At 68.2% G+C, this 14,637-nt stretch carries 13 protein-coding genes; 3 read left to right on the top strand and 10 right to left on the bottom strand.

Features of this window, described 5'->3' with window-relative positions:
* Positions 1-3: 3 nt before the first annotated feature.
* Positions 4-780 carry a CPBP family intramembrane glutamic endopeptidase gene (locus C6A86_RS15630; protein WP_105362014.1) on the bottom strand — a complete coding sequence of 259 codons (777 nt, stop codon included), beginning with the start codon at positions 778-780 and terminating at the stop codon, positions 4-6.
* Positions 781-864: 84 nt separating this feature from the next.
* On the opposite strand from C6A86_RS15630, the gene C6A86_RS15625 reads away from it, so the two are divergent.
* The 3 genes from C6A86_RS15625 to C6A86_RS15615 all read left to right on the top strand — a co-directional run bounded on the left by C6A86_RS15625 (position 865) and on the right by C6A86_RS15615 (position 6,225).
* Positions 865-3,246, top strand: coding sequence for a CoA transferase (locus C6A86_RS15625; protein ID WP_105362015.1), 2,382 nt, complete (start codon positions 865-867; stop codon positions 3,244-3,246).
* The gene (locus C6A86_RS15620) at positions 3,243-4,667 is read left to right on the top strand and encodes an aldehyde dehydrogenase (protein ID WP_105362016.1); all 1,425 of its coding nucleotides are present in this window, start codon (positions 3,243-3,245) and stop codon (positions 4,665-4,667) included. The genes C6A86_RS15625 and C6A86_RS15620 overlap by 4 nt, the downstream gene beginning before the upstream one ends.
* Before the next feature lie 82 nt (positions 4,668-4,749).
* Positions 4,750-6,225, top strand: coding sequence for an acetyl-CoA acetyltransferase (locus C6A86_RS15615; protein ID WP_105362017.1), 1,476 nt, complete (start codon positions 4,750-4,752; stop codon positions 6,223-6,225).
* Here C6A86_RS15615 and C6A86_RS15610 read toward each other — a convergent pair whose 3' ends face one another.
* The 9 genes from C6A86_RS15610 to C6A86_RS15570 form a co-directional block, all read right to left on the bottom strand.
* On the bottom strand, positions 6,226-7,221 hold the full coding sequence (locus tag C6A86_RS15610; protein WP_105362018.1) for a malate dehydrogenase: 996 nt from the start codon (positions 7,219-7,221) through the stop codon (positions 6,226-6,228).
* 23 nt (positions 7,222-7,244) lie between these two features.
* A complete protein-coding gene (locus C6A86_RS15605) occupies positions 7,245-8,468 on the bottom strand; it encodes an NAD(P)/FAD-dependent oxidoreductase (protein WP_105362019.1) in 1,224 nt (407 codons plus the stop codon).
* A 21-nt stretch (positions 8,469-8,489) separates the two neighbouring features.
* Positions 8,490-9,125 (bottom strand): endonuclease, encoded by a 636-nt coding sequence (locus C6A86_RS15600; protein ID WP_105362020.1) that lies wholly within the window; start codon positions 9,123-9,125, stop codon positions 8,490-8,492.
* Positions 9,126-9,164: 39 nt separating this feature from the next.
* Positions 9,165-9,497 (bottom strand): TfoX/Sxy family protein, encoded by a 333-nt coding sequence (locus C6A86_RS15595; RefSeq protein ID WP_311100747.1) that lies wholly within the window; start codon positions 9,495-9,497, stop codon positions 9,165-9,167.
* Between the two features lie 4 nt (positions 9,498-9,501).
* Complete coding sequence (locus C6A86_RS15590) at positions 9,502-9,891, bottom strand: nitroreductase/quinone reductase family protein (RefSeq protein WP_311100746.1); 390 nt, start codon at positions 9,889-9,891, stop codon at positions 9,502-9,504.
* A 48-nt stretch (positions 9,892-9,939) separates the two neighbouring features.
* Complete coding sequence (locus tag C6A86_RS15585; RefSeq protein ID WP_105361865.1) at positions 9,940-10,416, bottom strand: OsmC family protein; 477 nt, start codon at positions 10,414-10,416, stop codon at positions 9,940-9,942.
* An 88-nt stretch (positions 10,417-10,504) separates the two neighbouring features.
* Positions 10,505-12,829 carry an endopeptidase La gene (gene lon / locus C6A86_RS15580; protein ID WP_105361866.1) on the bottom strand — a complete coding sequence of 775 codons (2,325 nt, stop codon included), beginning with the start codon at positions 12,827-12,829 and terminating at the stop codon, positions 10,505-10,507.
* A gap of 99 nt (positions 12,830-12,928) precedes the next feature.
* A complete protein-coding gene (locus tag C6A86_RS15575) occupies positions 12,929-13,627 on the bottom strand; it encodes an HAD family hydrolase (RefSeq protein WP_105361867.1) in 699 nt (232 codons plus the stop codon).
* A gap of 37 nt (positions 13,628-13,664) precedes the next feature.
* Positions 13,665-14,591, bottom strand: a complete 927-nt coding sequence (locus tag C6A86_RS15570) for an alpha/beta fold hydrolase (RefSeq protein ID WP_105361868.1) — start codon at positions 14,589-14,591, stop codon at positions 13,665-13,667.
* Positions 14,592-14,637: the final 46 nt, after the last annotated feature.

Below are 14,637 nucleotides of genomic sequence, written 5' to 3'. Positions count from 1 at the left end.
CGCTCAGGTGGACGCGTGCCACACGAGCGCGGCGGCCAGTGCGCCCATCCCGTTCAGTGACCAGTGCAGTGCGATCGGCGCGATCAGACTGCCACTGCGCCGGCGCAGCCAGGTGAACACGAAACCGGCCGCTGCGGTCGCGATCACCGCACCGACGACGCCGGCCACCATGCCGAACACGCCGCCACCGAGGATGCGGGAAAACCCGACATTGCCGCTGGTGAGTCCGAATGAGCTGGCGATGTGCCAGAGGCCGAACAACAGCGATCCGGCGGCGGCCACTCCGCGGACGCCCCAGGCGCGGTCCAGCGCACCGTGCAGCACACCGCGAAAGGCCAATTCCTCGGGGATGACGGTCTGCAGCGGGATGATCACCATCGACGCCAGCAGCGCGCCGGACAGCGTCGCGTAGTGGTTGTTCATGAACATCGGACGCGTCCACGGCAGCAGGGCGCCGATCGCGATAACCAGCAGCACGATCCCCACGACAGCGGCGGCGTAGCCGGCACCCGAGCGCCACTGCTCGCGGCCCAGGCCGAGCTCGGACCAGTCGAGACCGCGCGAGCGCACCAGGATGACCAGACCGACCGCGGCGGCGGGCACGATCACGACATTGGCCCACGGCGTGGTGAAATGCGCCACGAGATTGGTGAGGGCGAGCACCACCACGACGACACCCACATCGACGTAGACCCGGAAATGGTGCAGCGCCGACAGCTGCCCAACCAGCGGATGGGCAGGCATTTCGATCGGTGAAGCCACCGCGCCGGCGTCAGACATTGGTTGTAAGTGTACGTGCCGTGGTTGTCTACCTAAGTTAGCGAACTGACACGCTATGGTGTCGAGCGTGCTGAGGATGACGCGGTGACGGCGCAGGGGCCACTGCTGGGCGGCGTGCGGGTGCTCGACCTCGCAGGCGCCGATGCCGCGGCAGTCACCCGGCTACTGGCCGATCTGGGTGCCGACGTGCTCAAGATCGCACTGCCCGGCGACGACCGCGACCGGAGTGCCGCACCGTTGGTGGGTGACACCAGCGTGCCGTTCGCCCTCAACAACGCCAACAAGCGCTGCACGACGCTGGATCCCGCCGAGGAGTCGGACCGGCGCCGATTCGACGAACTGGTCGCAGGCGCGGACATCCTTGTCGCCGCCGGCAGCCACCTGACCGGTGCCTTCGGCGCTTCCTGCGCCGAGCTCGCCGACCGCCATCCCGATCTGGTGGCGCTGTCGGTCACCGATTTCGGGGCCGACGGGCCCTACCGGTCCTGGGTGGGCACCGACGCGGTGTTCTACGCGATGTCGACCGCGCTGTCGCGTTCCGGCCCGGCCACCGGGACACCGGTGCTGCCGCCGATCGGCATCGCGTCGGCGACGGCGGCGGCGCAGGCGGCGTGGGCGGTACTGGCCGCCTACTACCACCGGCTGCGCCACGGTGGCGGCGACTACATCGACTTCTCCCGCTTCGAGGCCGTGGTGCAGGCACTCGACCCGCCGTTCGGCTCGCAGGGGCAGGCGGCGTCCGGTCTGAAGCGCTCCGGCGGCTGGCGCGGCCGGCCCCGCAACCAGCAGATCTATCCGACGTTCCCGTGTCGCGACGGGTACGTCCGGATCTGTCTGCTCTCGGCGCGGCAATGGCGCGGTATGCGGGCCTGGCTCGGTGAACCCGAGGAGTTCAGTGGGCCCGAATTCGATTCGATCGCGGCGCGATTCGCCGCGTCCGTACCGCTGAATGCGGCGATAGCGGCTTTGTTCGCGCCCGAGACCATGGCCGATCTGGTGGCGCAGGGGCAGTCGCGGGGCGTGCCGATCGCCGCGGTGCAGACGCCGGCCGAGGCGCTGGCCTCCGAGCATTTCCGTGCCGTCGGTGCCCTGGCGCCGCTGCCGGTGGCCGGCGGCACCGTGGCGGTGCCGGTCGGCCCGTTCGTCGTCGACGGCACCCACCGCGGTCTGAACGCATCGGTGGCCGAGGACGCGGTGCCCGAGTGGTTGGGCCCGACCAACACTCTCGGCCGGCCGCGCAAGAGCGGGAAACGTCCGTTCGACGGACTGCGGATTCTGGATCTGGGGGTGATCGTCGCCGGCGGTGAACTCGGCCGGTTGTTCGCCGACCTGGGAGCCCGGGTGGTCAAGGTGGAGAGTGCGGCCTACCCCGACGGGTTGCGTCAGACCGCGCCGGGGCAGGCGATGAGTTCGTCGTGGGCGTTGACCCACCGCAACGAACTGAGCTTCGGGGTGGACCTGCGCCGACCGGAAGGTGCCGAGATCTTTGGCAGGCTGGTCGGGCGCACCGACGCCGTATTCGCCAACTTCAAACCGGGAACTCTTGCGGCACTGGGGTTCTCCTTCGAAGCCCTGCGCGCGCTGAACCCCACGGTGGTGCTGGCCGAGAGCAGCGCGTTCGGCGACACCGGGCCGTGGAGCGACCGGATGGGCTACGGCCCGTTGGTGCGCGCCACCACCGGTGTCACGCGGCTGTGGCGGGGTGCGGGTTCGCGGGCCGATCAGTTCTTCGATGCGACCACGATCTTCCCCGATCACGTGGCGGCCAGGATCACCGCGATCGCCACCCTGGCCGCACTGATCCACCGGGAACGCACCGGAAGCGGTGCGCACGTGCATATCTCGCAGGCCGAGGTGGCGGTCAACCAACTGGCCGTGGCATACGTCGCCGAGGCCGCTGCGCAGGCCGGGCTGCCGCTCACCGAGGACCCCGCCGTACACGCGGTGTGCCCGTGCGCCGGGGAGGACGAATGGTGCGTCATCTCGGTGCGCGACGAGCACGACCGCGCAACCCTGGCGGCCCTCATCGGTATCGACCTGCCCGCCGACGCCGCCGCGCTGAGCGCCATTCTCGGTGCGTACACCGTCAGCCGGGACAAGCACGTCCTCACCGAGGAACTGCAGGGCGCCGGCCTCCCGGCCGGGCCGATGAACCGGCCGGGTGATGTGCTCGACGATGTACAGCTGCAGTTCCGGTCGCTCTACACCGATCTGGAGCATCCGCTTTTCGACGAGCCGATGCCCAGCGAGACCGGACCCGCGCCGTTCCGCACGATTCCGCGCGGCGAACTGCGCCCGGCACCGGTGGCCGGGGAGCACACCCGCGATATCGCCCACCGGGCACTCGGCTTGGACAACGACGAGATCGACCGGCTCATCGCCGACAAGGTTCTGTTCGAAAGCGAAGGACCGTTCGAACCTCGCGTGCCTTCCGAGAGCACCACCGACCAGAGGAGCACACCATGAGTTCCGCGTCAGTTTTCATCGCTGGACAGTTCCGCACCGCATCCGAGCACGTCGCCGTGATCGAGGCGGCCACCGAGGAGCGGCTCGGGCTGGGCGCGGCGGCAACAGAATCCGAGATCAACGACGCCGTGACGGCGGCTCGCACGGCACTGCCGGGATGGGCGACCACCCCGGCCGGTGAGCGGGCCGGCGTGCTGCGGTTGATGGCCGATGCGCTGCAGAAAAGGGCCGCAGCCACCCTGGAACTGTGCTCGCGCGAGAACGGGATGCCGATCCGGCTGTCCAAGGGCGCCAACGGCATGTTCCCGGCGGTGCTGCTGCGCTACTACGCCGACCTGCTGGACACGACCGGGCAGGAGGAGGTGCGTCCCGCCGCGATCGGGCACACCATCGTGCGCCGCGAGCCCGTCGGCGTCGTCGCCGCGATCACCCCGTGGAACTACCCGCAGGCGCTGGCCATCATGAAGATCGCGCCGGCACTGGCCGCAGGATGCACCATGGTGCTCAAGGCGGCGCCCGAAACTGCCTTGGATGCCTTGGTTTTCGCCGAGGCAGCGGACGAGGCCGGATTGCCGGCCGGTGTGCTGAACATCATCGCGGGCGGCGCGCAATCGGGCGCCCACCTGGTGTCGCACCCCGGGGTCGACAAGGTGGCCTTCACCGGGTCGACGGTCGCCGGACGCATCATCGCCGAGACCTGCGGTCGGCTGCTGCGGCCGGTCACGCTGGAACTCGGTGGTAAATCGGCCGCGATCATCCTCGATGACGCGGATCTGGACGCCACCGTCAAGGGGCTGAAGTCGGCTTCGTTCGTCAACAACGGGCAGACCTGTCACCTGAGCTCCCGGATCCTGGCGCCGCGGTCGCGCTACGCCGAGGTGGTCGACGCGGTCGCGGCACTGGCCGACGGGCTGGTGGTGGGCGACCCGCTGCAGAAGTCCACCGATATCGGGCCCCTGGTCAGCCGCCGCCAGCAGGAACGCGTGCTCGAATACATCGAAGTCGGTAGGTCCGAGGCCACACTCGTTGCCGGCGGCGCGATCCCGGCCGATCAGCCGCGCGGCTGGTTCGTCTCGCCGACGGTGTTCGCCGATGTCGACAACTCGTCGCGCATCGCCCAGGAAGAGATCTTCGGCCCGGTCCTGACGGTGATTCCCTACGGCTCCGATCAGGAGGCCATCGACATCGCCAACGACAGCGAGTTCGGCCTGGGCGGCACGGTGTGGTCTCCCGATGTGGACCGGGCCACCGATATCGCCCGCGGGGTGCGTACCGGCACCATCGGCGTCAACGAATACCAGTTGGACGTCAACGCCCCGTTCGGCGGCGTCAAGGCCAGCGGACTGGGCCGCGAACTCGGACCCGAGGGGCTGGCCGCCTATCAGACGCTGAAATCGATCTACCGGGTCGGACCGGCCTGATTCGGCGCCAGCGTGCGTGTCCGTTGCCAGACACGCCGCGCGCGACACCAAGTTTCCGCACGCTCGTGGAGAGGACCACACAGTGACGATCGACCCCAGAACCCCGGTGCTCGTCGGGTACGGCCAGGTCAACCAGCGCGACGAGAGTTCGACGACCGAACCTGTCGACCTGATGGAGGCCGCCGCCCGCGCCGCCGCCGACCCCCGGGTGCTCGCCGCCGTCGACTCGGTGCGCGTGGTCAACCTGCTGTCCTGGCGCTACCGCGATCCCGGCCTGCTCCTCGCGCAACGTATCGGTGCCCAGAACGCGGCCACCCGGTACACGCCGATCGGCGGCAACGTGCCGCAGTCACTGGTGAACCAGGCCTGCCTGGACATCCAGCAGGGCCGCAACGATGTGGTGCTCATCAGCGGCGGCGAGACCTGGCGCTCGCGGACCCGGCTACGGGCCCGCGGTGAGAAACTGGTCGGCACCAAGCAGGACGAATCGGTGGCGCCGGCGCCCGGTTCCGATGACGAATTCCAGCTGGCCGGACCCGGTGAACTGCGCATCCATCTGGACCGACCGGCGTTCGTATACCCCATGTTCGAGCAGGCGCTCCGGATCGCGGCGGGTGTCAGCCCGCAGGAACACCAGCAGCGCATCGGTGAACTGTGGTCACGATTCAGCGCGGTGGCCGCCGGCAATCCGCACGCCTGGAGCCGGGAGGCGCTCAGCGCCGAGGAGATCGCCCAACCCGGGCCGAAGAACCGGATGATCAGCGCCCCCTACACCAAGCTGATGAACTCCAACAACATGGTCGATCAAGGCGCCGCCCTGATCCTGATGTCCGCGGAGAAGGCGACCTATCTGCAGATCCCGCAGCAACGATGGGTGTTCCCGTACGCGGGCACCGACGCGCACGACACCTATGAGATCAGCCACCGAGCCGAGTTCCACGGATCGCCGGCCATCCGCATCGGCGGGAAGCGGGCACTGGAACTCGCCGGACTGAGCGTCGATGACATCGCCCTCGTGGACGTCTACTCGTGCTTCCCGTCCGCGGTGCAGGTCGCGGCCAACGAACTCGGCCTTGGTCTCGACGATCCACAGCGGCCGCTGACCGTGACCGGCGGACTGACATTCGCCGGTGGGCCATGGAACAACTATGTGACACATTCCATCGCCACCATGGCCGAGCGGTTGACCGCCACACCCGGAGCGGTCGGCCTGATCACCGCCAACGGTGGCTACCTCACCAAGCACAGTTTCGGGGTCTACGGCACCCAGCCACCCAGCGACGGATTCCGTTGGGAGGATGTGCAATCCGACGTCGATGCCGAGCCCATCCGGGGCGCCGAGGTCGAATGGGAAGGCGTCGGCACCGTCGAAACCTGGACCACACCGTTCGACCGCGAAGGCGTGCCGGAGAAGGCGTACCTGGCTGTCCGGACACCGGCGGACACCCGGACGCTGGCGGTTCTCAACGATCGCTCCGAGGCAGCGGCCAGCGTCGCCGAGGACATCGCGGGTGCCAAGGTCACCGTGCGGGCCGACGGCACCGCCACACTGGGCTGACTACAGCAGGCCCAGTGCCGCGACGGCGTCGCGTTCCGCGCGCAGCTCGGCGACCGACGCGTCGATCCGGGCGCGGGAGAACGCGTTGATGTCAAGGTTTTCCACGATCTCCCAGCGGCCCTCGCGCGATCGGCACGGGAACGAACACACCAGGCCCTCCTCGATGCCGTAGACACCGGGGGAGGGCAGCGCCACCGATGTCCAGTCGCCGTCGGGCGTGCCGTGCACCCAGTCGTCGATATGGTCGATGGCGCCGTTGGCCGCCGACGCCGCCGAACTCGCGCCCCGCGCCTCGATGATGGCCGTTCCGCGGCGCGCCACCGTCGGGATGAAATCGTCGGCGAGCCAACGGGTATCGGCGGCGAAATCGGCACCGGAGCGGCCGCCTACGATCGCGTGGAAGATGTCCGGGTACTGCGTCGGCGAGTGATTCCCCCAGATGCTCATCCGGCTGATCTCGGTGACCGGCGCGCCGGTGTGCCGCGCCAGCGCCGCCACCGCGCGGTTGTGATCGAGACGGGTCAGTGCGGTGAATCGCTCGCGCGGAATGTCCGGGGCGTGCGCCGAGGCCACCAGCGCGTTGGTGTTGGCCGGGTTTCCGACGACGAGCACCCGGACGCCGGGCGACGCTCCGGCGTTGAGCGCCTCGCCCGCGGTCGCGAAGATCTGCGCGTTGGCGCCGAGCAGGTCGGCGCGCTCCATACCCTTGGTGCGCGGCCGCGACCCGATCAGCAGGGCGACGTCGACACCGTCGAATGCCCGCACCGGGTCGTCGTGGATCTCGGCGCCGGCCAGCAGTGGGAAGGCCCCGTCGTCGAGTTCCATCACCACGCCCTCGGCGGCACGGACGGCGCCCGGCAATTCCAGGAGCCGCAGTCGGACCGGGGTGTCGTGGCCGAGCATCGCTCCGGCCGCGATGCGGAAGAGTGCGGCATAACCGATCTGGCCTGCGGCACCGGTGACGACGACATTGATCGGTGATGGGGTCGGGGACATGGACCGACCCTAGTCAACGACTCCTAGACCAGTTCGGACAGCGGGACTTTCGGGTCGGCCAGTCGATCGGTGTCGATCTTCGCACCGGCGCGGATGATCGCCTTGATGTCATCGAGGCCTTCCCAGATGTTCACGTTCATCCCGGCAAGTACCCGCTTCTTCTTGTCCAGCCAGAACACGGTGAACTCGCGTTTGTCGACGTCACCCCGGAACACCACCGCGTCGTACTTCGGTGCGTGGCCGACGTATTCCATGCCGAGGTCGTACTGGTCGGTGAAGAAGTACGGCAGCTCGTCATAGCTGTCCGGGTTTCCGAGCATCCCGCTCACCGCGACGGCAGGTTGTTTGAGCGCGTTGGCCCAGTGCTCGGTGCGGATGCGCTCACCGAAGAGCGGATGCTGCGCGGCAGCGATGTCACCGACGGCGTACACGTCGTCGTCGCTGGTCTTGAGCGACTCGTCGACGGCCACACCGCCGTCGGCCAGCGTGAGGCCGGCTTTCTCGGCGAGTGCGATATTGGGTTCCGCGCCGACGGCGATCAGAACCAGGTCTGCCGGCACGGTCGACCCATCTCCGAGTCGGAGTCCACTCGCGGCGCCGTCGGCAGTGGTGGTGACCGCGTCGACCGTCGTGTTCAGCCGCAGATCCACACCGTGGTCGGTGTGCAGCGCGGCGAACACCTGCGCGACCTCGGGTCCGAGGGCCCCCAGCAGGGGCAGTTCTGCGTTTTCCACGACGGTGACCTGTGCGCCACGGGTTCGGGCCACGGCGGCGACCTCCAGCCCGATCCAGCCCCCGCCGACGATGGCGAGCCTGCTGCGCTCGGTCAGCACCGACAGCAGCGCGGACGCATCGTCGGCGGTGCGCAGTACGTGCACGCCGGCGGCGTCGGCGCCCAGCAGGTCCAGGCGGCGCGCCCGGGAGCCGGTCGCGAGCAGCAGCTTGTCGTAGTGCTCATGGCGGCCGTCGTCGAAACCGACGCTGTGGCCGCCCGTGTCGATGACCTGCACGCCGGTGCCCAGGCGCAGGTCCACATCATGCTCGCCGTACCACTCGGTGGGGTGCACGGTGAAATCCGCCAGTGACTTGTCGCCGGCGAGGTAGTCCTTGGACAATGGCGGCCGCTCGTAGGGCAGTTGATCTTCGTCCCCGAACAAGATGATCTTGCCTTCGAAGCCGTTGTCGCGCAGTCCTTCCGCGGCCTTGGCTCCGGCCAGTCCGGCACCGACGATGACGTATGTGGGCATGGTGTTCTCCTTTGATCAGGGCTATGCGGACAGCCGCTCGCGCAGCTCTTGGTCGAGCGATACGCGCACCAAGGCGGCGGCCAGCTCGGCGGGCCTGCCCTCGGACAGTTCGAGCAAGTGTTCGGGATCGCCGGGCAGTCCCAGGTCGCGGGCCGTCCTCAGTGCGCGGTCGTCGAAATAGGGCTGGGCCCACGGCCACACGTTCTGCACTTCGCGCAGGTAAATATCGGCTCCGGTGGGACCGATGCCGTCGAATTCCTGCAGGGCCGCAGCGGCGGCTCGGGTGTTCTGCCCGGCCTCCTCGGCCAGTTTGCGGAGGTCACCGGAGTAGCGGTCCTGCACGGCGGTGGCGAGTTCGGTGAGCCGGGTCGCAGAACTCTCGTCGTAGCGGGCGTAACCTGCGCGGCCGAAGGCGTTGATCATGGTCGGCCGGTCGGTGCGCAGCACGTCCGCCGGTGTGCGGAGCTTGGTACGGAACAGTTCCCTTGCTGCGGCGACCGCGACCGAGGCGGCGATGGGCTTGCTGGCCAGCATCGTCAGCGTCAGCAGCTGGAACAGCGGTTTGGGTGTGTTGCGCAGCGTGATGCCGGCCTCGTCGGCGTAGGTGGTGCCCGCCTGCTTGAGCAGGCGGCTGATCGAGGTGGGGGAGCCTGCCATGGGGGAGACATACCCCGGGGCTCCGGGGGCTAACCGGGCCTACTTGGGCGGCAGGCTCGAGGCGTGTTCGACACCGCGGGTCACCCACGGTTGCAACTGCCGTTTCGTGGTCAGGCCGACCGCCGCCACGCGGATCCAGCCCCGAGTTTCCCTGCCCGCCATCACCATCCGTGTGACGTGTGCGCGGGTGAGCAGTGTAGCGGTGTCCTCGGCCGGTACCCGCACCATCAGGCCCCCGGAGCCGGACACGCAGACGGCCATATGGCCGTGCACGAGGAAGGCCAGGCCACCGAACATACGTTTCTCGTCGACGCCGGCGGTGGTCGCCAGCAGTTCCCGGATGCGCTCGGCGAGGTCCTCGTCGTAGGCCATCGTGCTAGTCCAGGTCGATGCGGACAGTGAGGAGGTCGCTGCCCATCACCCGGACCATCGAGCTGTTGAGCTGGGGCAGGTGGGCCAGCCGGGCAATCGGGTCATCGGAGGGCAGCAGGTGCGCGGTGCCGGTGCGCCACCGCCCTCGGATACGCACCCGGACAGCAGGATTGGCTTTGATGTTCAGCACGTAGTGCGAATGCTCCCCGTGCTCGGACACCATCCAGAACTGGTCGTCGATGACCCGGCCGCCGACGGCGGTGCGCCGGGGCAGACCGGATGTGCGCCCGATCGTCTCCAGCATGGTGACGGGTAGCCTGCGCCCGATCGGGTTGACGACACGGCGCTGAACCGCGTGCACGACGCGGCGTTTGGTGGTGTTGAAATCGGCCATCGGGCTCCCCGAGTCGCTGGTCAGCCGAGTCTATGCGGTGGCCGGACCTCACACCTGGACAACGACACGCGGCTGGCAGCCGACGTCGAAATTCACCGAGTTGGCGATGAAACAGAGTTCGTGTGCGCGCTCGTGGATGTCGGTGAGGGTCTCGGCCTGGTGCGCATCGGTGATGTGCACGGTCGGACGCAGCACGACGTCGGTGAAATACCCGCCACCGTCGGCGGTCTGGGCCATGGTGCCCGACGGGTGGTCGGTGTAGCCGGTCACCGTGACACCGGCTTGGGCGCACAACGCCAGCACCCACAGCATGTGGCACTGCGACAGCGACGCCACCAGGAGTTCCTCGGGGTTCCAGCGCTCGGGCACACCGCAGAACGCCGGGTCGGCGGTGCCGGCGATGGTGGGTTTCCCCGGTGCGCTGATGTCGTGGGCTCGTTCGTAATCGCGGTAGCCGCTGGTGCCCGAACCGGTGTTTCCGGTCCAGGTGATGTCGAGCTCGTAGTGATGTGTCTTGTCGGCCATCGGGTCACCCTAGCGGCGCGAGCAGTCACAAATGGCCCACAGATCCGTCGGATCTGGGGCCATTTGTGACTGCTCGCGGGGGCAAGGGTCAGGCAGCCTGGGTGGCCGCCTCGGTCACCGGCTCCAGCGCCAGCGCGACGATCTCGGCGACATCGGTCATCGGCCTGACCTCCAGCGCCTGCAACACCTCGGCCGGGACCTCGTCGAGATCCGGCTCGTTGCGCTGCGGAATGAAGACCGTCTTCAGCCCCGCTCGTTGCGCGGCCAGCAACTTCTGCTTGACGCCGCCGATCGGCAGCACCCGGCCGTTCAGCGTGACCTCACCGGTCATGCCGACGTCACCGCGGACCTGCCGGCCGGTGGCCATCGAGACCAGCGCCGTCACCATGGTGACACCCGCCGACGGGCCGTCCTTGGGCACCGCGCCGGCGGGCACGTGCACATGGATCTGGCGATCCAGGGCCTTCGGGTCGACGCCCAACTGTGCGGCGTGGGCCCGCACGTAGGACAGCGCGATCTGCGCCGATTCCTTCATGACGTCACCCAGCTGTCCGGTCAGCTTCAAGCCCGGTTCGGCATCCACGGCGCCGGCCTCGATGTAGAGCACATCGCCACCCAGGCCGGTGACGGCCAGCCCGGTCGCCACACCGGGCACAGCGGTGCGTTCGTCGGAGTCCGGCGTGAACCGCGGACGGCCCAGGTACTCGACGAGATCCGGCTCATCGACGATGAGGTTGGTGATTCCTCCAGGTGCCAGCTTCGTGGTGACCTTGCGCAATGCCTTGGCCAGCAACCGCTCGAACTGCCGCACCCCCGGTTCGCGGGTGTAGTCCGCGGCGATCTTGCGCAGCGCCGCATCGGTGAGTGTGACCTCATCGGAGGTCAGCGCGGCCCGTTCGGCCTGTCGGGGCAGCAGGTAATCCCGCGCGATGGCCACCTTGTCGTCCTCGGTGTAGCCGTCGATCTGGATCAGCTCCATGCGGTCCAGCAGCGCCGACGGGATGTTCTCGATGACGTTGGCCGTCGCCAGGAACACCACATCGCTCAGGTCCAGATCCAGCTCCAGGTAGTGGTCGCGGAACGTGTGGTTCTGCGCCGGATCCAGCACCTCGAGCAGGGCCGACGACGGGTCGCCGCGGTAATCCGAGCCGACCTTGTCGATCTCGTCGAGCAGCACCACGGGGTTCATCGAACCGGCCTCGCCGATGGCGCGGACGATACGGCCGGGCAGCGCGCCGACGTAGGTGCGCCGGTGGCCGCGGATCTCCGCCTCGTCGCGCACGCCGCCGAGCGCGACCCGAACGAACTTGCGGCCCAACGCCCGTGCCACGGATTCGCCCAGTGAGGTCTTGCCGACACCGGGAGGGCCGGCCAGCACCATGACGGCACCGGAGCCGCGGCCACCGACGACCGACATGTTGCGCTGCGCGCGGCGGGCCCGCACGGCCAGGTACTCGACGATGCGGTCCTTGACGTCGTCGAGGCCGTGGTGGTCGGCATCCAGGATCTCGCGGGCCGACTTCAGGTCGGTCGAATCCTCGGTCGTGACACTCCAGGGCAGGTCCAGGACGGTGTCCAGCCAGGCGCGGATCCAGCCGCCTTCGGGGCTCTGGTCGCTGGAGCGTTCCAGCTTGCCCACCTCGCGCAGCGCGGCCTCGCGGACCTTCTCCGGCAGATCGGCGGCCTCGACACGGGCCCGGTAATCGTCTGAGCCTTCCGGTTCGCCCTCACCCAATTCCTTGCGGATGGCGGCGAGCTGCTGGCGCAGCAGGAATTCCTTCTGCTGCTTGTCCATCCCGGACCGGACGTCCTCGGCGATCTTGTCGTTGACCTCGACCTCGGCCAGGTGTTCACCCGTCCACTCGATGAGTTGACGCAGCCGCTGCGAGACATCCTCGGTCTCCAGCAGTTCACGTTTTTGCACATCGGTCAGGTACGACGCGTAGCCGGCCGTATCGGCCATGGCGGCCGGATCGGTGATCTTGTTGACCACGTCGACGATCTGCCACGCCTCGCGCCGCTGCAGCATCGCCAGCAGCAGCTTTTTGTACTCGGCGGCCAGCGCGCGGGTCTCCTCGGTGGCCTCGGCGTCGGCCACTTCGGTGACTTCCACCCACAGCGCCGCGCCCGGTCCGGTGGTCCCGGTGCCGATGTGGGCACGTCGTTCGCCCTTGACGACGGCAGCGGCACCGCCGCCGGGAATGCGCCCGACCTGCACGATCGAGGCCAGCACACCGTAGGTGGGGTAGCGGTCATCCAGACGCGGGGCGATCAACAGCTGTCCGGAGTCGCTGGACTGGGCGGCGTCGACCGCGGCCCGGGCGGCGTCGTCGAGCTCGATGGGCACCACCATTCCTGGCAGCAGGATGGGCTCACGGACGAACACGACCGGGACGGAGATGGGTTCAGACATCAATCCTCCAAAGTTGATTCTGTTGCACTCAACTCAGCGGCGGTTCGGATTGTTCCCGCGTCGGTCCAGCGGGTCATGCGCTCAGGCGCGCAAGAACCGTCAGCGGAGGTCGAGCAGGCGTTGCACGGGGCTGTCGCCGAGATGGGTGAAGAGGTCGAGTGCGTCGTCGAACACCACCTCGGCGCCGGCTTGCTCAAGCTCGCCGCGTGAGACACCCCCGCTGAGAACGCCGATGCAGGCCACCCCGGCAGCGACGCTGGCCTTTGCATCCCATACGGCGTCGCCGACGAATACGGCGCGCTGCGGACCGACCTGCGCGCGTTCCAGAGCGATCTGGACGATATCGGGCTCGGGCTTTGCCGTCTCGACATCCTGCGCTGAGGTCGCGGTGGAGATCAGGTCGTCACGGTCGAGCACGGCGCGTAGCGTGGCGAACTCATCTTCGGGAGCGGAGGTGGCCAACACGACTTGTAGTCCCAGAGAATCGATACGGTCCAGGATGTCGCGTGCACCAGGCAACGGAGACAGCAGGGATGCCGTCTCCTGGTAGTACAGCTTGTGGAGCTCTTTGAGCCGGTTGCGCGAATCTTCTTCTGCTCCAGCGGCCAACGTGTCCAGCAGCTTCTCGCCGTCCATGCCGATGGAACGGTGAATCTGCCAGCTCTGCACCGGAATTCGCAGATCGGTGAACGCACGGTGCCACGCGTGGACGTGCAGATAGTTCGAATCGATCAAGGTGCCGTCGACATCGAACAACACGGCAGGGGGATGTACGTCGTCAGGCACGCCTGCAGGCATGCCCACTCGGCGCACCGTCAAACCTCGTCCCGCCGATCTACGTGATGGACCAGAACTCGAGCAGGGTACGGATGGTCGCCACCAGCGGGAGCGGTTGGTCCAGCATCGGGTGATGCCCCGCCTCGGCGAGTTCGACGAACGGACCCCGCAATTGCAGCAGGGAACGGATCTGGTCGGCCATCGGCGGTGGCACCAGACCGTTCTCACACCGTAAATACCCTATCCGGCAGGGAATTCGGGCGAAGACGTTCTCCAGGATCTCCTCGTCGGCCGGCGTCTCCTCCAACCGCAGGCCGCCGAAGATCTCGGGGTCGAACTTCCACACCCATCCGCTGTCGGCCTTGCGCACCGACTGTGCGGCGATATGGCGTTCGATGAACGGCAGTGTCACCGCTTGGGTGGGCACCGCTCGGAAGCGGGCCAGGATCTCTGCCTCGGTGCGGTATCCGGGACTGTCACGGCGACGGTTGGCCAACCGCGACTCCTCGGGAACGCGGTCGCGCAGCGGTGAATCGATGACCAGCACGCTGTCAATCTGCTTCCCGTACCGGGTGGCGGCCGCCGCACCAACCCATCCGCCCATGCTGTGCCCCACGACAGCGGGCCGAGCCGACGACCCGGATGCCTCCGCCGCGGCGAGAACCTCGCGCGCCCACATCGACATGGAGTACTGCGGGCGCGTGCCGCTGTCACCGTGCCCGCTCAGGTCGAGAGCCACGATCCGGTGGGTGGCGGTGAACAGGGGAGCGAGGTGATCCCACCATCCGGAGTGTGCGCCGCCACCGTGGACGAAGACCAGCGGTGGTTTATCGGGATCGCCCCACATGCGCAGCTGGATGCGGCACCCGCGGACGTCGATCGCGGAATGCACCGGCCGGACAGCCAGGGCGGCACTGAACCACTCCGGCACGTCGACCACCGGTTCCGGGTCCGACGGGTTTCCGCGTCGGAACTTGAGACTCATCGTGACGAGTCTGTCTCATCGCCTGACCTGCCCGATATCCGGCCTG

It is taken from the genome of Mycobacterium sp. ITM-2016-00316, from assembly GCF_002968335.2.
Lineage (GTDB): Bacteria > Actinomycetota > Actinomycetes > Mycobacteriales > Mycobacteriaceae > Mycobacterium.
This window is presented reverse-complemented; position numbering and strand designations above follow the sequence as displayed.